The sequence below is a fragment of the Natronotalea proteinilytica genome (assembly GCF_055379935.1).
This window is the reverse complement of the sequence record NZ_AP043947.1, coordinates 1,891,416-1,912,602: the sequence shown is the minus strand read 5'-3', so window position 1 is coordinate 1,912,602 and position 21,187 is coordinate 1,891,416. Positions and strand designations below refer to the sequence as shown.

General features: G+C 58.5%; 17 protein-coding genes. 15 read left to right on the top strand and 2 right to left on the bottom strand.

Features of this window, described 5'->3' with window-relative positions; translation table 11 throughout:
• The first annotated feature begins 38 nt into the window (after positions 1-38).
• The gene (locus tag ACZ5AL_RS07715; protein WP_464509787.1) at positions 39-563 is read left to right on the top strand and encodes a hypothetical protein; all 525 of its coding nucleotides are present in this window, start codon (positions 39-41) and stop codon (positions 561-563) included.
• Positions 564-1,640: 1,077 nt separating this feature from the next.
• Here ACZ5AL_RS07715 and ACZ5AL_RS07710 read toward each other — a convergent pair.
• A complete protein-coding gene (locus ACZ5AL_RS07710) occupies positions 1,641-2,639 on the bottom strand; it encodes a T9SS type A sorting domain-containing protein (RefSeq protein WP_464509786.1) in 999 nt (332 codons plus the stop codon).
• 312 nt (positions 2,640-2,951) lie between these two features.
• A complete protein-coding gene (rfbC, locus tag ACZ5AL_RS07705) occupies positions 2,952-3,503 on the bottom strand; it encodes a dTDP-4-dehydrorhamnose 3,5-epimerase (RefSeq protein WP_464509785.1) in 552 nt (183 codons plus the stop codon).
• A 248-nt stretch (positions 3,504-3,751) separates the two neighbouring features.
• Between rfbC and hepA the strand changes: the two genes are divergently transcribed.
• From hepA to ACZ5AL_RS07635, 14 genes are all read left to right on the top strand, one after another.
• Positions 3,752-5,596, top strand: coding sequence for a heterocyst formation ABC transporter subunit HepA (gene hepA, locus ACZ5AL_RS07700; protein ID WP_464509784.1), 1,845 nt, complete (start codon positions 3,752-3,754; stop codon positions 5,594-5,596).
• Positions 5,597-5,632: 36 nt separating this feature from the next.
• Positions 5,633-6,625 (top strand): sulfotransferase family protein, encoded by a 993-nt coding sequence (locus ACZ5AL_RS07695; RefSeq protein ID WP_464509783.1) that lies wholly within the window; start codon positions 5,633-5,635, stop codon positions 6,623-6,625.
• A 13-nt stretch (positions 6,626-6,638) separates the two neighbouring features.
• Positions 6,639-8,027, top strand: a complete 1,389-nt coding sequence (locus ACZ5AL_RS07690) for a glycosyltransferase (protein ID WP_464509782.1) — start codon at positions 6,639-6,641, stop codon at positions 8,025-8,027.
• Between the two features lie 5 nt (positions 8,028-8,032).
• Entirely contained in the window at positions 8,033-9,112 is a 1,080-nt protein-coding gene (locus tag ACZ5AL_RS07685) for a sulfotransferase family protein (protein WP_464509781.1), read from the top strand.
• A 58-nt stretch (positions 9,113-9,170) separates the two neighbouring features.
• Entirely contained in the window at positions 9,171-10,103 is a 933-nt protein-coding gene (locus ACZ5AL_RS07680) for a sulfotransferase domain-containing protein (protein ID WP_464509780.1), read from the top strand.
• Positions 10,103-11,260 (top strand): glycosyltransferase family 4 protein, encoded by a 1,158-nt coding sequence (locus tag ACZ5AL_RS07675; RefSeq protein WP_464509779.1) that lies wholly within the window; start codon positions 10,103-10,105, stop codon positions 11,258-11,260. The genes ACZ5AL_RS07680 and ACZ5AL_RS07675 overlap by 1 nt, the downstream gene beginning before the upstream one ends.
• 707 nt (positions 11,261-11,967) lie before the next feature.
• Positions 11,968-12,945 (top strand): exostosin domain-containing protein, encoded by a 978-nt coding sequence (locus ACZ5AL_RS07670; RefSeq protein WP_464509778.1) that lies wholly within the window; start codon positions 11,968-11,970, stop codon positions 12,943-12,945.
• 177 nt (positions 12,946-13,122) lie between these two features.
• Positions 13,123-14,316 carry a glycosyltransferase family 4 protein gene (locus ACZ5AL_RS07665; RefSeq protein WP_464509777.1) on the top strand — a complete coding sequence of 398 codons (1,194 nt, stop codon included), beginning with the start codon at positions 13,123-13,125 and terminating at the stop codon, positions 14,314-14,316.
• A complete protein-coding gene (locus ACZ5AL_RS07660; protein WP_464509776.1) occupies positions 14,313-15,761 on the top strand; it encodes a hypothetical protein in 1,449 nt (482 codons plus the stop codon). The genes ACZ5AL_RS07665 and ACZ5AL_RS07660 overlap by 4 nt, the downstream gene beginning before the upstream one ends.
• 15 nt (positions 15,762-15,776) lie before the next feature.
• Complete coding sequence (locus ACZ5AL_RS07655; RefSeq protein ID WP_464509775.1) at positions 15,777-16,847, top strand: glycosyltransferase family 4 protein; 1,071 nt, start codon at positions 15,777-15,779, stop codon at positions 16,845-16,847.
• 59 nt (positions 16,848-16,906) lie between these two features.
• Positions 16,907-17,860 carry a sulfotransferase gene (locus tag ACZ5AL_RS07650; RefSeq protein ID WP_464509774.1) on the top strand — a complete coding sequence of 318 codons (954 nt, stop codon included), beginning with the start codon at positions 16,907-16,909 and terminating at the stop codon, positions 17,858-17,860.
• A gap of 2 nt (positions 17,861-17,862) precedes the next feature.
• Positions 17,863-19,065 carry a glycosyltransferase family 4 protein gene (locus tag ACZ5AL_RS07645; RefSeq protein WP_464509773.1) on the top strand — a complete coding sequence of 401 codons (1,203 nt, stop codon included), beginning with the start codon at positions 17,863-17,865 and terminating at the stop codon, positions 19,063-19,065.
• Positions 19,066-19,068: 3 nt separating this feature from the next.
• Positions 19,069-20,247, top strand: a complete 1,179-nt coding sequence (locus ACZ5AL_RS07640) for a glycosyltransferase family 4 protein (protein ID WP_464509772.1) — start codon at positions 19,069-19,071, stop codon at positions 20,245-20,247.
• A 109-nt stretch (positions 20,248-20,356) separates the two neighbouring features.
• Entirely contained in the window at positions 20,357-21,031 is a 675-nt protein-coding gene (locus ACZ5AL_RS07635) for a hypothetical protein (protein ID WP_464509771.1), read from the top strand.
• Positions 21,032-21,187: the final 156 nt, after the last annotated feature.

Here is a 21,187-nt window from a genome sequence, read left to right as displayed (position 1 = left end):
TAACCACGGCCCGCTTTACCCCCCAACCCCCCAGTTCGATGAAGACATATTCCGCGATTTCATGGTGCCGCCAAAGACTGCGTGCGGCAGCGATAGCTAGCCTAATTGTTCTGTGCCCGTTTCTTTGGGTCGAACCCATTCACGCACAGGCGATCACCGAAAACCCAGGCGTTCAAGATTACGGACGTCCCGGTGTACCACGCACTACGATGTTTGTGTGGGGCAATGCGCAAACCGGTGTTTGGACGATTGAAGAAAACGCCGACTTTCTGGAGGTGGTAAGTGCCGTCTCACGAGTCGCCCTTAGCGAAACCAACCCAGAGCGGCGTCAGACCCACACCGTGAGGTTGTATCGAGATGGCGACCGTAGCGGCCGCCCGGTTTTTGAAGCTGATCTCGAAGACATCTTTGCGCGAAACGTAGACTTTCCCCAGTTTCATGAGCGGGATGTGATGGTGATTGAGACGGAAACACGCCGTCGCTTTTCCTGGCGCGATCTCAACCAAGTGACGGGAACCGTAGCCTCACTGCTCTCCATTTTTATCTTGCTTGATCGCCTCTAACCGCGCGATACAATCATTGCGATCATGGTGTGGATTAGGCGTCATCACCATGCATGCCGGTGCCAGTTTACAACTGACATTGCGAGGAGGGAGCCCTGCGACTGGTGCGGCGCTGGGCGTAGTCTGAGTACTCCTGGGGTGCGATCTCATGCCGTTGCTTGGGCGGCTGCATCCGGCCTGATGGCATGAGATTGCGTCGCTGCGCTCGCAATGACAGGGGGGCGGGTTTTTTCGGTGCGTGCGTTAGGGGCCCATGCGTGACCCGAAGTTCGACGCGTGACAGCGCAGTAGTGCTGTGTCACACCTAATTGTTAGGGTACGGAAACCGTCCGAAACTCTGTATCCCAGCCCCCTCCCAAAAAACCTGTCATGGTGAGCGCAGCCGTACCCTCTCCTCGGCGTTCAGCAGCTTAGGGTCGAGTGGACAGCCTTCCTTCTCTCGCTGTCATCCCGACGCCCCCAGCGGAGGGATCTCAACGCCCGCCGTCAGCCCATCTGACACCGCGCACAAGACCCCCTCCCGCTCTCCTGCAAAGAGAACACGCGGAAACAGAAGGACGCAGAGCGTCCGCATTTCGTCGCGACGCGGAGGGGCCGAAGGTCATGCCTGTTGTACATCGCGACGAGGGGTCAAGGGGGTGCATTTTTCTCGGTACGTTAGGGTGCAGCGTTACCCGAAGATTGACCTGTGACACAGCAGTAGTACTATGTCACACCTGAATGTTAGGGTACGGAGACCGTGACAAATTCTGTGTCCCGCCCCCCCTCCCAAAAACCTGTCATGGTGAGCACGCGACGGGCCTAGCCCGGAGCACGCCGAACCATCTCCTCGGTGTTCAGCAGGCGCTGGACGATTGAACGGCCCTGCCTGTTTCGGGGGAGATCTTTATTCGCTACGCTCATCAGTCGCTTCGCTCGTGTCAGGACTCCGCGTCTCCTAGACGAAGCCGCTCCGCTCAAGATGACATCATAAAATGGGGGCGTTGCAACCCAACCATTGACCTGTGACACGGCTGTGGTGGCCACACAACGGTGGTAACCAGTAACAAGCGGGTTGGGTGGCTCTCCTCTACGGAGTTATCGGGTAACAATCAGGCGTCGGCTTGTGGTGCCCGACCGAGTTTGTACGCGAACCAGGTATTGGCCCGGCGCTAAGTGATGCGCATCCATCCGAATGATATGCGAGGTCGAAGCCGATAGCGTGCCATCGTATAGCGTCTGCAATCGACGTCCCAACATGTCAAATATGTCAACACGAACTGGCCCGGTCTCTGACAATGTAAGGGTGATGGTCGCTTGGCTCGATACCGGTTGGGGAGCAATGGTAATGGCAATCGGCGTTTCCGTGAGTCGGTGTTCGATGCGCTCTTCGGCAATTACGGCGCGCGTGCCATCATAGTCGTGCTGTATCAGTCGAAGCACGTGGGTGCCATAGGCCATCGGGGCGGTGGTGACTGCATAGGACTGCGGCTGATCGGTGGTGCCTGCCCCCGACACAAATTGCAGGGTCGTCCAGTTGGGCATGCTGTCGAGGCGATGCTGAAGCGTAAACCCACTGTTGTTGGATTCGGTAAGCGTGCGCCAGGCTACCGCAATGCGGTCCCCATTAAGTTGAAGGGTGAATGAGGCAAGTTCGACAGGCAGCACGCCCGAGCCAATACCGATAATGGTGAAGACGACATCATTAACGTATTCGCCGTCATCGCGGCAGAGCAGGGCTCCGTTGCATGGCTCGTAGGTGAGATCGTCCTCTACATCGAAAATACGATCTGAGCTCTGCTGGCCAACTTGCATTTTGAGCACCTCACCGCTTAGGTAGCCGTCTTCTTCCCCGGTACCGGCAGTGGCAGGACCTGCAATCGGGATGGTCAGGTCATCGCCGTCCCAAATGCCAACGCCAGCACACACCCCGCTATCGGCAAAAAAGGCAATCTCATCCCCATCGGTGAGGGGTTCGCCATTGGGGAATTCAATATCGACGTTTTCATCAATAACAACGGTTGCGTTGTTGGCATTGGAAATACAATCTGGGAAAAAGGTTTGGGCTGAAGCGGATGCGGGATGTAGTGCAAGCATCAACACAACTCCACTTACCACAGGCCAGATCGAAGTCCGCAATATAGAAATCCAAGATGTATCATTCGGCATCGCAAATCAAGGGGGCTGGGTGTACAGGGCAACAGCACACCTAGCGTCAGACATAAACAGCCTTCACCAAACACATGATGAATGCTATTCACAAGCATATCGACGCGAAGTGGACCAAACTAACTATGCAGACCCCCGATCGCTGAAAAAGTTTGGGGGTGGAGCCGGGTTTGCGTCAATGGTACATGCGTGGGTAGAAGATTGGCGCATGTATTGGGCAGAGCCAATCCAACATTCCAGTCAGGCCGGAAGGGCGTCGGTAGGCAGATCAGCCAGAGAGGGAGCGGTAGCGTCTGATTCTGAGAGACAGGGCGCATCAACAGGCCATGGAATATCGAGGGCCGGGTCGTTCCATCGGATGGTATGCTCGCACTTGGGGGCGTACTCATCGGTGCACTTATAGGCGACAAGCGCATCCGTGTCGCCACACACCGCAAATCCATGCGCAAAGCCAGGAGGGATGTAGAGCTGTTGAGCGTTGTCGGCATCGAGCGTAACGGCGACCCACTCCCCAAAGGTCTTGCTACTCCGGCGAATGTCTACCGCAATGTCGTAGATGCGACCCGCCCATACGTCAATAAGCTTGCCCTGCCCATGGGGATGCTGATAGTGAAGACCACGGACAACACCAGGTCGTGAGCGCGACACATTGTCCTGTACGAAAGGGCCAGCAATGCCAGCTGCCTCGTAGCGCGACTGGCGCCACACCTCTCGAAAAAAGCCTCGATTGTCAGGAAACCGTGCTGTTGAGATAAGACGTACATCGGGCAAGTCGGTGGGGGTAACGTCCATGTAGGCCGTTAACGGGTGAATGGAAAGGCATCGAGGCAATTGCGTTGGCGCTCTAACCTAATCGCCCAGCCGTCATGTTCCGGTGCGCCTTAGGTGAACCCGTCCTGCTCCAAAAGCGCACATGGGATGCGCGGTCTCTTTGGTCGTAATCGGCATAAAGACCTACTCGTTGGGGCTGTCATCGCCCTACTATAGGAAACGAATCTGCACCGGTGGGTGCAGCCTTTTATGGTCTTTCTATGCCCCCCATGCCTACTTTGCCATCTACGCCTGACCATACGGCTCCCAGTGCGAGCGACCTCCGTATTCTGGCGCCCAGTTTTCGCCGGTACAGCGGCCTCATTGCGCTTACCGCGTTCTGTGCGCTGCTTGCCTCGCTATTTGAAGGCATTAGCATTGGATTGCTCATCCCCTTTCTGCAAACGCTAGATAATCCCGATGCCGTAGGCACAGGTATTGGCTGGCTCGATCGCCACCTGCTCGGGTCGGCCGATAGCACCATTGGCCAGCTCTACCGTATCTGTGGCTTTATTCTGGTCGCAACACTACTTCGAAGTGTCCTTGGATATGCATCGGCTGTGCTTGCTACGATAAGCCGGGTGCGCATTGTAGAAGACCTGCGGATGCGCATTGTAGACCAGTTGCAGTCGGTTTCGCTCTCGTTCTTTGCACGGAGCCGTGGGGGCGATTTGCTCAACAGCCTGATGAATGAGATCACGCGTTCGGCCACCACGCTCGGCGCGCTCTTTACGCTTATCAACGAAACCACCATGCTCATCGTGTATCTGGGGCTGATGGTTTGGATCTCGTGGGAGATGTCGCTCATCGTGCTGGTCTTCTTTGGGGCACTGTCTTACGGGCTCACCTTTCTGATTCGACGCGTACGGGCCCATGGCGAGGCTATTACCGAGACCAGCGCGCACTTCACCAGCCGACTCAACGAGTTCATTCAGGGGATTCAGACGGTCGTTGCTTTTAACCGGCAGGCCGACGAGCGCGACCGCCTCGAACGGGCCACACGGGGCTTTGCTAACGCTGTAATTGCGACCAATTTACGCCGGGCGCTTATCAAGCCGCTTACCCAAGGGGTGGTAAGTACCGGGCTCATTGTACTCATTGTCGTTGCCGTGCAATTTTTGGTGCTGGAAGGCGCGCTCGACCTTGCTTTTCTGCTGGCGTTCTTGTTCGCCCTGCTTCGCATGATCCCGACAGTACTCAATCTAAACAACATTCGGGGCGATTGGGCCGAGAACCGAGCCGGCCTCGCAAACATAGCGCAGTTGCTGCGCACCAGCGATAAGCCGTACCTGACAAACGGAACCCGTTCGGCACCGCCGTTGCGCAAGGCCATCACGATGGAAAACGTCGATTTTGCGTACACAACCGGTCCTAAGGTACTCCACGATGTCTCCATTACGCTCCAACGCGGTACAACCACCGCATTCGTAGGAGGCAGCGGAGCCGGGAAGTCCACCCTGGCTGATCTGATCCCTCGCTTTCACGACCCCACCGCGGGCCGCGTGCTCTACGATGGTATTGACCTGCGCGATTTAGACGTACACTCACTGCGCGATCGTATTGCCATTGTGAGCCAGAAAACATTCATCTTTAACGACACGGTGCATGCAAATATCGCGTATGGACGGCCCGGTGCTACGCGGGCAGAGATCGAGGCCGCCGCGGAGCAGGCCAATGCGCTCGACTTCATCGAGGAGATGGCTCACGGATTCGATACCTCGCTGGGCGACCAGGGCATTCGGCTCTCAGGCGGACAGCGCCAGCGCCTGGCCATTGCACGGGCCTTGCTGAAGGATCCCGAAATCCTGATTCTGGACGAAGCCACCAGCGCCCTTGATAGCATTTCCGAGAAAGCCGTGCAGTCGTCGCTAGAGCGCCTCATGGAGGGGCGTACCGTCGTAGCTATTGCCCACCGTCTTTCAACCATTGAGCATGCCGACTGGGTGGTGGTGCTGGAGCACGGACGCGTTGTAGAGCAAGGCCCTTATCACGAACTGCTCGATCGCGAAGGCGCCCTCTGGTCGTATCATCAGATCCAGTACGCCCCTGCAGTACCATCCAACGGGTCGGCTTAATCCTTGCTTTTTATGGACGTATTTTCCGCATCAGACATGACTACACAGCCTCCCATTTTTGTCGTCGGAGCCAGTCGGTCGGGCACTACGCTGCTACGACTGATTCTAAATGCTCATCCCTCTATTGCAATGCCCGATGAGCTATCCTATTTCACGCTGTTTAAGCGCGTGCCCACACCGTGGAATACCACGCTCGATCCTCGCCTGTATGGAACGCTTATTGACCGTTTTCTAGCGCAAAACGAACCGGTGCTTTCAGGCGTCGATCTGGGGCAACTCCGCATTGCTATGATGGAGGGGCCGCCTACGATTCGCACCCCCTATGCGAAGGCGCTTGACGCATGGGCGGCAGCCGAAGGTAAACCGTGTTGGGGCGAGAAGACGCCGCACAACGTGTTCTACGTGCCCGAACTCTATGCGATGTTTCCCGAAGCACGGTTTGTGCACATGGTGCGCGATCCACGCGCGGTGGTCCATTCCATGAACAACTTTCGGCGTTGCAGCAGCAACACGGTAGCAAACGCCGGAAACTGGCGTACATTCATGGAGCGCGGAGCCGCGGTGCTCGAACGTACCGTGCCCGCTTCGCAGCGTACTACACTGCACTTTGAAGCCCTCACCTCTACCCCCGAACCGGTGTTGCTACAGCTGTGCAACTTCCTACAGATACCGTTCAATCCCGACATGCTAGCCTTTCATGAGCGTGCGGGCGACTACATGCATCCGGTGTATACGAAGTTGGGAGGCGCACAGACGGTAACAAAGCCGATTAACACCAAAACCAAAGCCCGCTGGCAAACAGAAATGGCGTCGATAGATGTCGCTACGGTGGAGTACATGTGCGGGACGTGGATGAATGTGTATGGATACGACCGTTCAGGCGCTCGGCTCTCGCCGTCTGATCACGCGCGGCTGATGCCCGAGCGGGCGTACTGCCAGTACAAGCGATGGCAACATCGCCACGACCGCGTGCATCTGATTCACTACGAAATGCCTTGGACGTCCTCTTCCCCTCACGATAACGGCTAAGTCCGTCCCGTTTATGAGCCACCTGCTCGCTATTTCATATCGGTTTCCGCCAGAGACCTATCCGCTGGCGATACGCGTCGATTATTTCCTATCACACCTGGCGCGTACACACACCGTTCATGCCCTTACCGCTGCCTCCGAGCCTGTGCTGCCGGGCGTATCGGTGCGTACAATACAAGGAGGCGATGCCACACGGCTTAAGAACGGAATGCAGCGCCTCCGCCTGAAAAAAATGGCAGACTGGATGTTCTGGCCCGACCCATTTATCGGGTGGATCGTGCCGGCCTTGTATGCCGCCTATCGAGAGGTGAAACGGAAACGTCCCGATGCCATTTTGGCGTTTGCAATGCCTTACACCAGTGCTATTGTGGGCGCGCTGTTGAAAAAAATGACCGGCGTGCCGCTCATCCTCAATTTCAACGACTCGCTCACCTGCCCCGATGTCAATGCAACATACCCGTCGCGTATGCACGCCTGGGCTGCTAAGCGGCTGGAGGACTGGCTCGTTCAAACCGCAGATGCATCGGTCTTTGTGTCGCAGGAAAACCTCGACCGCGTGCGGCAGCGGCAGCCTGAGACCCACCGGAATACGCTTCACCTAATTCGGCGTGGGGTGCGCCCTGTGGCCACGCCCGTATCGGCGCCGGTCTCTAAAGAGGCCACCGCCCCCATTCGCATCGTGTACACAGGGGGGTTGTCTGGCTGGCATATGCATCAGACGTCGAACACCGAGCGTGGTCTGCTAGCGCGCACAGCACGTACGTGGTGGCACCGGTGGAATCAGTGGGGACAGTACCGGGCCTCGCGCATCGATCCGCGCACCCACACCCCGGTGTACATTGGCCAGGCGGTGCAGCACCTGCGTAAGGCACATCCTGAGTGGACACGTCCGGTAGAGGTGCACATCTACGGTAACACATTTCCGACCGACGTGGTAGAGGCCGTGCTGCAGCGTTACGACCTGCATGACGTGGTTACAGTGCACCCGCCACAGCCTCACGATACGGTATTGCGCCTGATGCATGAAGCAGATGTGCTGTTTCTTACCCTGCCCGATCGCCCTGACGGCACCCCCGGCGGACGTATTTCCGCCAAGACCTACGAGTACCTTATGACCGATCGGCCAATTGTGGCGGCAGTGCCTCCTGGCGAGAATCGCAATTACCTGCAAGATAAGCCCGGTGTAGTCTGCAGCGCACCTGCCGATGTGGAGACCATGGCCGATGCCTTAACGATGTGGGTGGGCGCCTTGCAGGCCGGGCAACAGGTTAGCATCGACCGTACACCGTTGCGCGATGCATTGCACAGCACAACCCGCGCGAGCGCTTATGCAGAGGTGGTGCAGTACGTGTGTAAGGAGCACCTTCCCGTTTCGTCTCCTTCTTCCTTGACTCCTGCTTGATAGGCATGCCTCCTCCCTACCGTACAGCAACCGACCGACCAGTCTTTGTGGTGGGCGCCAATCGTTCGGGCACCACCTTGATGCGTCTGATGCTCAACGCTCACCCGGATGTAGCTATTCCGGAAGAGCTGAACTACTTCAAGCATACCGCCTACGATCGGCCCTGGTACCGTCCAGGATGGACACGCGAGCGGTACGAGTCGTACGTCGAAGAGACGTTGGCCCGCTGCATGCCCCTGCTTCCTGGGGTAGAAGTGGATGCGGTTCGTAACGTACTGCTTGAGGTAAACGACCCGACCTACCGTACCCCTTACGCCCACATGTTGCGGGCCTGGGCGCAAAGCGAAGACGCGGCGCGCTGGGGCGAGAAAACACCAGGCAATCTCTTCTACGTGGATCTATTGATTGAAATGTTTCCACAGGCTCAGTTCGTGTACATGGCGCGCGATCCGCGGGCCGGAGTAGCCTCCATGCAGCGCGTTGACTTTTTTCCAGACGACGTGATCTTCAATGCCCTAAACCGGCGCAAGAGTTGGAATGTGGGCTACCGACTCCTCTCTGAATGGGTACCTGCCTCGCAGTGGTGTACGGTGCGATACGAAGACCTGGTCACGGCTCCTGAACATGTTGCCCAGCGCCTGTGCTCATTCCTCAATCTACCCTACGACCCTGAGATGCTCCGTTTTCACCAGGATGCGGAGCAGTACATGAAGCCCGAAGCCGCAGCCTCCTTCAACGAAATCGCCACACGTCCCATTTCAACAGCTCCCTTAGAGCGGTGGCAAACCGATCTGACCGACACCGAGGTCGCCTGGGTCGAGGCCATCTGTGCCGATGAAATGCATGCGTTCGATTATGCATCCACCCATGCGCGATGCGGGCTCTCGGCACGGGTGCTGCAGTGGATTAAGCAAGCGTACTGGCACTACGACGTATGGCGGCACCGGGCGTACCGTCCGTACATTGTGCGACACGCGTTTCTTGGATCGCTCCGCAAACGGCTTCACAAGCGGCTGCGCGGATGGCAGTCAGAGTCCTCACATGCGCCAAAAGCGACACGGGCGTCCACCGAAAGCCATACGTAAGCGGGCAGTTGTGTAGTAGGTTGCTTGCCCCCCGTTTTATTTACCAGAGAGGCACACCATGACGTCTCTATCTACGCTCCAGGCGCCCTCACAATCCACAAACGTGTCGTATGGAGCAGTGCGGGCATTCTACGGCCATCACAAGTGTGCAACCGGATGGATCACCCGCATTTTTCGGGAGATGAGTTTTCATCTGGGGCGGCGCCATGCCATTGTCCATTTGCCGCGCCACATCAGTCCGTATGCATCGCTGGCCGACAAAGTGAGCGCTGAGTCTATTGACGTGCTCATTTACACCAACGCGCAGATACACGAGGTGCAGACCCTGCCCGAAGGAAGTCGCGGATTCCACGTGGTTCGTGACCCGCGCGATGTGCTAGTGTCGGCCTATTTCTCGCACAAGCACTCACATCCGTCTGATAAGTGGCCCGAACTGGAGCCCCACCGCGATTTGCTACAGACGCTTTCGCTTGAAGATGGGCTGGCCGCCGAGATGGTGTTTAGCCAGTCTGTGTTTGCGGATATGCAGGCATGGGACTACAAGCAGCCCCATGTGCTGGAGTTGCACATGGAAACGCTCACCGCCGATCCTGATGCCGGCTTTCAGCGCATTGCCACCTTTTTGGGGTGGCTGGATCCCGAGGCGTTGTATTCCTTTGCGTACCGGGTGCAGGTGCGTCTCAATCGGCTGCATTATTTGGGGCATGCTCGTGTCCCCGGCCCGTATCCGCTGCTTCCGGTGCCACGGCGTCCATTAGACACCCTGCCGCCCGATACACTCGCACACATTTTAGAGGCCAGTCGCTTCAACCGTCTTACCGGAGGGCGGTCGCGTGGTGAAGAGGATGTGCAGAGTCACTATCGCAAAGGCACGCCCGGCGACTGGCGCAACCACTTTACCCCCGCACTGGTCGATCACTTCAAGGCCGAATGGGGCGATCTGCTGATCCAACTGGACTACGAAACCGACCATACGTGGGGACTCATCTGATGCGCATTGCTCACTACGCCGCCGATTTATGGGCCGACGGCGGCATTGCTACATACGTGGAACGGCTAACATCGGCTCAACGCCAATCGGGCCACCAGGTCGTATGGCTTTGCCAGGCTCCTCCGCAGGGTACGCCACTTCGCGATCATATGCATGTCGTAACCGACGACACGCTGTACCACACGGCCGCTACCCTTAACCTGGATGTACTGCACGCGCACCGAACGCTCCCGATGCCGTTGCCCACCCAACCGCCATTCACGGTGGTGCGCACGATGCACGGACATCAGGGCGGGTGCCCATCGGGAACGCGCTACCTGCGGCGCTCCCAACAGCCTTGTGATCGCACGTATCACCCGTTTCATTGTGCACGCATGCATGTGCAAGAGCGCTGCGGAAGCTGCCGCCCGAAACGCATGTGGCAGAACTTTCAGCGCCTGCAGACCGAGCGCGCCCAAACCGAGCGGGTGCCTACCGCAACGGTAAGCCGGTATGTGCACGAAATGATGGTGCGCGCAGGATGTGAGCCCGAGAACATGGTTGTGTGTCCATCACCGGCACCGGCCGTACAACCTTTCATTGCGCCCCCTAGCACGCATGCGCGGCTGCTGTATGCCGGACGCCTGGCTCCTGAAAAGGGGCTCTCGTGGCTGTTGGATGCTATGGTACACATAGATTCATCAGTGGTGCTGCATGTAGCAGGCAGCGGCACCGAAGCGCACACAAACGCGATTTACAGGCACGTTGAACGGCTCAATCTTACCGAGCGGGTGCGTTTTCATGGGTGGTGCGAGCCAAGCGCTCTCACAGCCCTGATGACGATCGCCTGGATCGTGGTAGTACCTTCGGTATGGAATGAACCGGCAGGACTGGTTCCGCTCGATGCGGCTGCTCACGGGCGTTTTGTCGTGGCCAGTAATGGCGGAGGCCTGCCCGAATACGTGGCTCCAGATGCATCCACACTTGTTCCTCCTAATGATACCGAAGCCCTTGCCACGGCGCTCTCGCATCATCTGGCGACCTATCCCCTGCTGGTTGAAGCCGGACGGCGCGCACAGCACCATGCGGCGGTGACCTACTCTGCACTGCACACCGCACGGGCTTATGACCGGCTCTATGCTGAAGCGGCCACTCGACGACACGCGCTCCTGGCGTAAGCATTACATTGGATAGCGGATGGTAAGTACGTTCATACAACGTTTTTGGGTATGCGGCGATTTCGACCGGGACGCGCCGACTGGCACTCATTCATACGGTGCTACACTGCACATAAGTGCTTTATATATATAATGTTACACTATCCCTCCCCTAAATCCCCCCTCCTCTGAGGGGGACTTGCTGAACGCCTTCCACAGTTCCTTCCTCCTCGGGGAGGAAGGGTAGGATGGAGGGGAATCCGTCCGGCAATCCCCAAAACCATTGTTGAGGTCACTTAGGGCTCTGTCACAGGTCAATCTTTGGGTAACACATGGTCCCCTAACGTAACCGGAATAACTCACAATCTTGTCATTGCGAGCGCAGCGACGCAATCTCATGCTATCAGACCGAATGCAGCCGCCCAATCAACGGCATGAGATCGCACCCCAGGAGTACTCGTTCGCTAGCGCTCACAGCGCCGCGTCAGTCGCAGGGCTCCCTCCTCGCGATGACAATGTTAGGGTAGAGCATGAGTTTGCCAACCCTCATAGTCATCCCGGCCAAGGCACCCTCAGCGCCGCAGAGCCGGGATCTCCCCCAACCTGACAGCACGCTGTGACGTTACGAGCCCGTCCACACTAAACGTACGCCAGAGGACTTACCATGACAGGTGATTTGTGAGAGTCATCATCCAGACCTCCACCCTTACATCCCTCCATCCTTACACATGGCCACCGTATATCTTCTTTCCAGTGCCGCCGGCGAAGGACCCGGACGCCCCTACCCGTTCGATGAACTCGTTCGGATGCAAGACGCGGCAGCACACGACCGATTTGGGACGCATGAGGTTGTGCAGGCGCCTGAGCAGGCCGATCTGATTCTGTTTGTTGAAAACTGTCATACGCTGCAGCACTACCGCGAGGTACGGCGCCACCCGGTCTATCAGGCTCATGCTGAGCGATGCGCCCTGCACAGCCGCCACGACCAGCCGATGCCGTTGTTGCCGGGTGTGTATGCCTCGCTCACGCCGCGTACCTATCATCCCGAGCGTACCCGAACAGGGGGCTATCTAAAAGCCTTTGCGCATCACCATGCCCGCTACGCGGCGCCGCTTCAAAAGCCTCGCTACCTGTACTCGTTTATCGGCAAAGTGTCTACCCATCCGGTGCGAGAAGCGCTCATGCAGCTGCCTGATGAGAAGGCGTTTCTTTTCAATACAGATCCGTACTGGCCGTATGGAGCGCTCTCGGCCGATCAACAACGCGAGTTGCAGGACCAGTACCGAGATGTGTCGCTCGACAGTGCATTTGTGCTCTGTCCACGCGGCATTGGTACGTCTAGCATGCGCTTGTTTGAAACCTTGCGTATGGGACGTGTGCCAGTCATCATTGCCGACGACTGGATCCCTCCCGTAGGCCCCGACTGGGAGGCGTGCAGTGTGCGTGTGGCCGAGTGCGATGTAGCTCACCTTCCCGATCTGCTGCGAGCACGCCAGGACGAGGCGCCCGCTATGGCCGCCGCTGCACGCGCTGTCTGGACCAGTTGGTTTTCACGAGAGGTCACCTTCCATCGTACCGTAGACTGGTGCCTCGATGTAGTGCCTGCGTCGCACGGCTGGTCGTGGGATACCCTGCCGCATCTACTTTCACCCACGCATCTGAAATCGGCGTGGCGCTATGCGCGTCTTGAAACGCGGCTTGCGTGATTGGCGAATCCCCTATGCGCCAATAGTAGGGGGTACCCGAAAGCATCTTGACCGATCTTTGTAGCGCGTGTCCACCCATAGAAGACGACCGCGTGGTTGTTTTATGTAGGTAGATAGCGCCCTGCGCCCCGATAATTCGGCGGTTTTCGTATCCGTTTGCTTTTGGGAGGATTCGTTATGCGACTAGATTTTCTGTTTCCGGCCTACCCACCGGCCCTCGATGGAATTGGCGATTACACGGCACATCTGGCGGCTACGCTGTCCGGACGACATGACGTACGGGTGTGGACCGCACAAACCGCGGCCACCGGAAGTTCGGAGGTGCGTGTGTGTACCGTACCCGCCTTGCCGCAGGCCGCCGGTCTTGATGCGTGGACCGACCGCCTGTGCAGCGATCCGCCCGATTGGGTGGTGGTGCAGTACAACCCGTTTGCATACGGTACACGAGGATATGCTCCCGAGTTGGCTCCGGCGTTGGCGCGCATTCGTGAGCATGCCCCCGCCACACAAATTGCCCTCACCATTCACGAGCCGTTCATGCCACCCGATTCGATACGTATGTTCATCATGTCGGTGTGGCAACGCGCCCAGTTTAAGCGATTAGGCTACCTCGCCGACCATCTCATCATGACCATTCCAGCGTGGGTTGAGCGGTTTCAGTCTTGGTTTCCCAATACGCCGTGTACGTATATTCCGGTCGGCTCTAACATGCCCCACTTAGCTTACACTCAGCAAGAAGCTCGTGCAGCTACCGGGCTGCCGGCCCACGGTTGCTTGCTGGGGCTGTTTGGACGTGGCCATTCCTCTCGCCTTTTCGACCACATTCGGCAAGGCATCCAAGCGCTACAACACAAAAGCATGAGTCCCCTGCTTGTCTACATTGGGCCCGGAATCGAACAGATCCAGCAGGCTTTTCCGGATGTGCCGCTTCATTGCCCCGGACCGCTGGCCGCTCCCGATGTGTCGCGTCATCTAAGCGCCCTGGATGTGTATCTGGCCCCGTACCACAAAGGGGTGTCTACCCGTCGCGGTGCCTTTCTGGCTGGCCTGCAGCACGCCCTTCCTGTAATGACTACCAAGGGCCCCCAGACCGATGCCCTTTTGAAGCAGGCCGGGGGCACCGCATTTTTTATGACCTCTATCGATGATACGAAGGCCTTTGCAGATGCCTTGCTGCACATCGCTCGTACCAAGGCCATGCAGCGGCAACTGGGCCGAGCGGCCCGCAGTCTCTACCTCGATCACTTTCAATGGCCCGTCATTGCCGCACAGTATGAAGAGGCGCTTGGTATTGCCCCCATGGTGCCTCATGACAGACTCAACCGTGCGCTGCGGCGGCCTTTGTTCACAAATCCGCGTGCCACCGCATGATCCGTACTCTAGCCGACATATCGCGCAACCCCCGGCGCGCGCCGCTCCTGGCAGGCGGTATTATCCTGATTGCGTTTGGGTGCTACGCCCTGCTCTTTATGAGTGCCCATCCGTCAGCACTACGTCTGTTAAGTCTGGCCTATATGGGCATGAGCGTAGCCGTAGCTGCATGGCTCTATATTTCAAACCCAGCCCTGTATTTTGGATTCGTGTGGTGGCTCTGGTTTGTGTCGCCGTTTGTTCGTCGCATCATTGACTACCACCTCGGGGTATTTACGCCGCCTGCTGCCGCTTTTTCGCTGCTGGCTCCTTATGCCGCCACGTTGGTCATCCTACTCGACCTGCCTCGGTTTGGACGGGTGCTTACGCATCGCATGGGCGTGCCTCTACTGATCTGCTTTATGGGGCTTACATATGGCTATCTCGTAGGGCTCACTAACGTAGATGCCTTTCGCGCTACCACTGTATTGCTCGATTGGATCTGCCCCCTCCTGATGGCACTGTTTGTACTGGTGCGGTGGCGCGAGTACCCGAGGCTGCGTTCGGTCTTTCGCACTACGTTCATCTGGGGCGTGATTGTGTTGGGAAGCTACGGCCTCTACCAGTTCTTTGTCGCGCCGCCCTGGGACACCCTCTGGATGGAGGGCTCTCGCATGATCTCGCTGGGCAAGCCCGAACCGTTCGAGATTCGCGTGTTCAGCATGCTCAACTCGCCGGGTCCCTTTGCCATGGTGTTGATGTCGGGTCTGATCCTACTTTTTGATAGCAAAGGGCTGATGGGCAAACTGGCTGCCATTCCGGGATATGCCGCTTTCCTGGTGTCGCTGGTACGCGGCGCCTGGGGCGGCTGGGTGGTGGCGCTGGCGTACAGCCTCGCACGCCTCCAGAATGCCAGCCGCGGACGGGTAGTCATCATGCTGGTGGTGGTGGCTGCCATCACCGTGCCGCTGGTTCTTTCTGGGGAGGTCGGTGAAGTGACAGGCGAACGAATGGAGTCGTTTAGCCAGTTGGAAGAAGACGGAAGCATGCAGGCGCGGCAGTATATGTATGGCATCATGCTGAACGAACTGCTCACCAGTCCGATGGGCGAGGGGCTGGGCGCGCGCACGTTCGACAGCGACTTTGTCACCATCCTGTACCAGTTGGGCTGGTTTGGGGGGCTCTTTTATCTGAGTGGACTGGCGATGATGCTTTACGCTGTGATCCGCTATACACCCAATACCGACCGGTTTGCGGTCTTGGTGTCGGGTATTGCCGTTGCCTACTTTGCGCTGATGCTTATGGGACCACAGGTCAGTGAAGTGAAAGGCGTTGTGTTCTGGTGCTGCATGGCTTTTGCGGTGGCTTCCCGTCGCTATCATGAGGCCGAAGCGGAAGCAAGCGAATCGGCCCAACCTGATAGCTCCCGCGCGCTGCTACGCCAACGTCGAACTGTTTCATCGTAAACTACCCTCCGAGTCATGAACATTGCGCTGTTTCATACCACCCTACCAGAGCCTCATCGCAAAGTAGGCGGGGTAGAGGCTGTGGTACATCGACTGGCTACTGCGCTGGCCGAAATCCCCGATCACACAGTCACGGTGCTAAGCCTGACGCCGCCTCCGCCTGGGGCACCCTACCAGCATATCCACCTGTTTGCAGAACAGCCGTGGCTGGCCGATAGCCCGGCAGCACGGTGGTTTCTGCTGCCGGCGCTGCTGAATCAGGTTGACCTCAGCCCGTACGATATCGTTCACCTGCATGGCGATGACTGGTTCTGGATACGGCGCGGCATCCCATCGGTGCGCACCATGCATGGCTCCGCGCTCGATGAGGCACGCACCGCCACCTCCTGGAAGCGCCGACTGGTGCAACACGCTATCTATCCGCTGGAGCATCTGTCTGCGCGCCTGGCAACAGCCTGCTGGGGCATCAGTCCAACCTGCGCAGCGCGCTACCGAGCCGATCGATGTATGCCCAATGGGGTGGATCTGGAGCGGTTTAGGCCGGGACCAAAGACTGACACCCCCTCGCTTCTTTTTGTCGGAACGTGGGAAGGACGCAAGCGAGGGGGCTGGCTCTTCGATCAGTTCTGCGCGAAGGTGCTCCCACGGGTGCCTGCAGCTACGCTCGTTATGGTGGCCGACCGGGTGTCAGAGGCCTGTGCGGCGCATCCCAACGTAAAAGTGCTGCACTATCCGAATGATGCGACCCTTGCCGATTGGTATCAGCGTGCCTGGGTGTTTGCATATCCCAGTGTCTATGAAGGATTTGGGCTTCCGTATCTCGAAGCAATGGCCAGCGGCACCCCCATCGTAGCGACGCCTAACCCGGGCGCACGCTACGTGCTTGACGATGGACGCTACGGGATACTGGCGGACGACTCCGACTTTGCCGATGCACTGGTAACGCTGCTTCACAGGCCCGAACGTCGGACCGCGCTGGCCGAGCAGGGCCTGCAGCGCGCCGATGCCTTTTCGTGGATTGCCATTGCGCAGCAGCATGCCGAGGCGTACGCCGCTCTTGTCGCTCCCACAAAAGTTCTCGCCTAAAGGTGCATTTGCCTTGACCTACCCTCACGTTGTTTCTCACCCCCCAAGCACGCCCTGATATGTCTACGGATGACCGCATCAATCTACTGTACGTGGCCAGCATTGGCCGCAGTGGCACCACGCTGTTCGAGTCGATGCTGGGAGCTCATCCAGCACTAGCGACGTGTGGCGAGGTTCACCTGTGGCCGCACGAAATTCGCATGGGCGGGGTGCGTCCGTGTGGCTCGGGGCAGTACGTCCAGACGTGCCCGTTCTGGCAAGAGATGGAAGCGCGGGTGCAACCGCTGCAGCAGCCGGCTCCTCAAATCGACTACTTCCGCGAAAACCACGATGGCGGACGCACCCTGCGCTGGAGCCGGTGGCAGGACTTTGAACCGAAGCCGCTCTCCACATCCGTTCGGGCGCAGGTGGATCAGTACGCAGCCAACAATGAGACGCTCTTTCGCCACTTTCGTGCGCTGGTCGAAGCACGCACCGGCACGCGCCCCGAATGGATCGTGGACGCTTCGAAAGACCCGTACCGGCTCCTCTGGCTGCTGCGATCCGGGCGGTTTCGCATCAAGGTGGTGCATCTGGTAAAGCATCCCTGCGGGTTTGCCTATTCGGTAACCAAGCCGTGGGTGCGCAACACCTCCTGGCATAGCCACGCGCCGCGCCTTTATTACACGGCGCGGCAGTCCGGCGCCTGGGTGGTGCAGAATCATTTGTTTGATCGTATTGCCGAGCACCATCTGCCTGCAGATGACTACCTGTTGATGCAATACGAAACGCTGGCCACACACCCTCACACCACCTTTGCCGAAGCCTGTGCCATGATCGGCATTCCGTATGTGCCCGAAGCCGTTACCGACTTTCGGGACGGCAGCCAGTTTACGATTGCGGGCAATCCTATGCGGTACGAAGAGCGGGGCATTGAGTTGGATGAGCGCTGGAAACGCGATCTGCCCCGATCGAGCCAGGCGCTGGCCCGCACCATCACCACCCTGAACCGCCATCACTTTGGATACGCCTGACCATGTCTGCATCTACGTCTACATCTACCGCTGCACGGCGCGCCACGCGCTCAGCACCCGCCGAACTGCCTCCGTTGAAGGTGTGCAGCATTGGCATGGACTGGTTTCCGGAGGCGCCGGGCAATGGTCTGGATCGCATGGTCTATGGCTTAGCCTTGCACTTTTCTGAAACCGGGCTGTCGGGCACCACCTGGGTGACGGGGGCCCCCACGCATCCCAATCGCCCTGATTCGGTGCGTGCCTTTGCCTCGCCGCAAGCCTCGTTACCTGCTCGACTGCGCAGGGCACGTCGCCTCATTGGGGCCGACTTGGCGCGTACCGACTACGACGTGTTGGCGTGCCACTTTGCCCTCTATGGGTGGCCCCTGCCTGCACGCGACCTGCCCACCGTGATGCACTTTCACGGACCGTGGGCGCTGGAGTCGGCCACCGAGGGGGAAGCGGCCTGGCGCATCCGCCTAAAACAAACGCTGGAGCGCCGGATGTACAGACGTGCCGATCGGTTTATTGTGCTATCCAACGCGTTTCGTGAGGTGCTAATGCGTCGCTACAACGTAGAGGGCGCGCGCATTCACGTGGTGCCGGGGGGCGTGGATACGAATCGGTTTCATGCGGGCATGACAACGTCGGCAGCACGTCGGGCCTTGGGCTGGCCCACCGACCGCCCCATCGTGCTCACGGTGCGTCGTCTGGCGCATCGGATGGGACTGTTTGCACTTTTAGAGGCGGCTGATCGGTTGCGGCGCCTGCATTCGGATGTGCTCGTCTACATTGCCGGAACCGGGCCGTTGGCAGCGGAGCTGCAGCAGCGGATCGTCGAATCGGGGCTGGAGGCACATGTGCAACTGCTTGGCTTTGTGCCCGATGCTGATCTGCCCCTTGCGTATCGGGCGGCTACCTACAGTGTGGTGCCCACAACGGAATGGGAGGGGTTTGGACTCACCACCATCGAGTCGCTGGCCAGTGGCACACCGGTATTTGTAACACCTGTGGGCGGACTCCCCGAAGTTGTGCGCCCCTTGTCGGAGGCGCTTGTGCTGCCCGACGCTTCAGCAAATGCACTCTACGACGCCCTCAACGAAGCGCTGCATGGACGTCAGCCCCTTCCCGATGCATCCACCTGTGCGGACTATGCGCGGGATCGTTTTTCGTGGCCGCGGGTCGTAGCGGCAACACACCATGTATATGCCACTGCCTGCTCCTGATCTATGACGATGCCACGGATTCTTTTTGTGACGCACAGCGGCGCACTGGGCGGGGCCGAGTTGTTTTTGTTGGATTTGGCACGTCCATACGCTCACAACAGTGTTGTGGTCACCTTCGACATGGGACGGTTTACTGATCGGCTGGAGACGCACGAGATTCCGCATGTGATGCTTTCAGAGGGGCAGGCGCTACAGCAGGTGCGTAAAAGCGGTGCGTGGTGGCAGGGCCTGCAGGCGGCTCCCGCTCTTTGGCGTACTGCACGGGCGCTTGCGCGAGTGGCTCGCCCATACGACCTGATCGTAGCCAACTCCATGAAGGCCCTGCTTCCGGCTGCCTACGCAGCGCGCCGCACCGGCCATCCGCTTATCTGGATCGTGCACGACCTGCTTACGCCCGATCATTTTGGGGTTCTGCAGCGGCGTCTGGTAACGCTTACGGCCAACCGTGCTGCTACCTTGGTGGGAGTGAACTCACGCGCTACTGCCGAGGCCTTTTTGGACAGTGGAGGGACGCGGCCCGTGTTGGAAATCCCAAATGGAATGAGCCCCTTTCCTTTTAATGCGGAATCGCAAGACAATGCGGCACAGGTGCGAGATCGACATGGCATTCCGCTCGATGTACCACTGGTAGGAGTGTTTAGCCGACTGGCGCACTGGAAGGGACAGCATGTGCTGTTGGAGGCACTGAAGCAACTGCCCGAGGTGCATGCTCTGCTGGTGGGCGAAGCCGCCTTTCCGGGCGACGCCGCCTATGCGGAAATAGTGCGAGAAACCGCCCACGAGCCAGCGTTGCAAGGGCGCATCCACTTCGCCGGGCATCAGTCCAATATACCTGTTTACATGCAGGCGTGCGACATTATTGCGCACACCTCCATCTTGCCCGAGCCGTTTGGACGCGTGGTGGTCGAGGGGCTGCTGGCCGAGCGCCCGGTTGTAGCTACCGAGGCGGGAGGCGTGCCCGAAATCATTCATGACCAGCAGACGGGCGTGCTCGTGCCCCCAGGCAATGCCGATGCCCTGGCCAAGGCGCTCCGGATGCTTGTAGCCCGCCCGACATGGGCGCACACCCTGGCGCGTCGGGGAGCCGCTGATGTGCGCGTGCGCTACGGACTGCCCCGCATGCATGCGCAGTTTGCCGAGGCGTTGCGCCGTGTGGGGATGCCACAATCTGTATCCCTATAAACAAACCAGCGTAGATCCAATGAATCAAATGATGAATCCAGTCCGATGGGCCTTACAGGCAAAGTTTGAGATCCGTACACGCTGCGCTGCGACACCCTGGCTGGCGCCTGTGCATCAGGCTACGATTTGGTGGACCCAGTGGAAGATGCGCCACCACATAGACGGACGGGAGTGTGCGGTGCAGCCCGATACCGAACTGGTGATTGATGGCTTCCAGGGATCAGGAAATAGCTTTGCGACGGTGGCCTTTAAGTCGTGTCAAGAGCGCCCGGTGCGCTTGGCCCACCACTTACACGCACCGGCCCAGATCATAAAGGCGGTTCAGCAGGGCACCCCGGTGCTGGTTACACTACGCGATCCGGCGGATGCGGTGGTGTCGCTCGTGAGCCGGTGGCCGTATGTCTCGCTTTCACAAGGGCTACGGGCATACGTCCGGTTTTACACTGCCCTTACGCGGTACCTCGACCAGATGGTGGTGAGCCCGTTCGACCAGACCACCGGCCCCATTGATCGGGTGTTCGAGGCCGTCAACGAACGGTTCGGCACCGATTTTACTATTTTTGCCCCAACCGGAAAAAATGTGGCGCGGATTCGGAATAAGACAACGCTTGCCTCCGATGAAGAAGTAGCGCGTCGTGCCCAAAAAGAAAAATTCCGAATAGCTATTCAGGCGTCTAAATATGAGGCATTACGCCGACAGGCGTATGCTGTGTATGAGAAATGGGACCAGCATGGGGTAGGACGTTCCACTTTGAAGCAAGCCGCGCATGGCAAGATAACATGATGCCCAACGGAAAAAGGGTATGTGTTGCCATTTGGAAGAAAGAGAAATAACCGATGTACCCAGTGCTGCCATTCTGGGTACAAGTCGGATACGTTGACACGATGTTCGTAAAGGCGGTTCGGAGATGAGGCATTGGATGGATTACAAGATCGTGCG

Bases quoted from the DNA above. Each gene is read 5' to 3' on its own strand.
- ACZ5AL_RS07715 (WP_464509787.1), top strand. From the start codon at position 39: ATGAAGACATATTCCGCGATTTCATGGTGCCGCCAAAGACTGCGTGCG.
- ACZ5AL_RS07710 (WP_464509786.1), bottom strand. From the start codon at position 2,639: ATGCTTGCACTACATCCCGCATCCGCTTCAGCCCAAACCTTTTTCCCA.
- rfbC (WP_464509785.1), bottom strand. From the start codon at position 3,503: ATGGACGTTACCCCCACCGACTTGCCCGATGTACGTCTTATCTCAACA.
- hepA (WP_464509784.1), top strand. From the start codon at position 3,752: ATGCCTACTTTGCCATCTACGCCTGACCATACGGCTCCCAGTGCGAGC.
- ACZ5AL_RS07695 (WP_464509783.1), top strand. From the start codon at position 5,633: ATGACTACACAGCCTCCCATTTTTGTCGTCGGAGCCAGTCGGTCGGGC.
- ACZ5AL_RS07690 (WP_464509782.1), top strand. From the start codon at position 6,639: ATGAGCCACCTGCTCGCTATTTCATATCGGTTTCCGCCAGAGACCTAT.
- ACZ5AL_RS07685 (WP_464509781.1), top strand. From the start codon at position 8,033: ATGCCTCCTCCCTACCGTACAGCAACCGACCGACCAGTCTTTGTGGTG.
- ACZ5AL_RS07680 (WP_464509780.1), top strand. From the start codon at position 9,171: ATGACGTCTCTATCTACGCTCCAGGCGCCCTCACAATCCACAAACGTG.
- ACZ5AL_RS07675 (WP_464509779.1), top strand. From the start codon at position 10,103: ATGCGCATTGCTCACTACGCCGCCGATTTATGGGCCGACGGCGGCATT.
- ACZ5AL_RS07670 (WP_464509778.1), top strand. From the start codon at position 11,968: ATGGCCACCGTATATCTTCTTTCCAGTGCCGCCGGCGAAGGACCCGGA.
- ACZ5AL_RS07665 (WP_464509777.1), top strand. From the start codon at position 13,123: ATGCGACTAGATTTTCTGTTTCCGGCCTACCCACCGGCCCTCGATGGA.
- ACZ5AL_RS07660 (WP_464509776.1), top strand. From the start codon at position 14,313: ATGATCCGTACTCTAGCCGACATATCGCGCAACCCCCGGCGCGCGCCG.
- ACZ5AL_RS07655 (WP_464509775.1), top strand. From the start codon at position 15,777: ATGAACATTGCGCTGTTTCATACCACCCTACCAGAGCCTCATCGCAAA.
- ACZ5AL_RS07650 (WP_464509774.1), top strand. From the start codon at position 16,907: ATGTCTACGGATGACCGCATCAATCTACTGTACGTGGCCAGCATTGGC.
- ACZ5AL_RS07645 (WP_464509773.1), top strand. From the start codon at position 17,863: ATGTCTGCATCTACGTCTACATCTACCGCTGCACGGCGCGCCACGCGC.
- ACZ5AL_RS07640 (WP_464509772.1), top strand. From the start codon at position 19,069: ATGACGATGCCACGGATTCTTTTTGTGACGCACAGCGGCGCACTGGGC.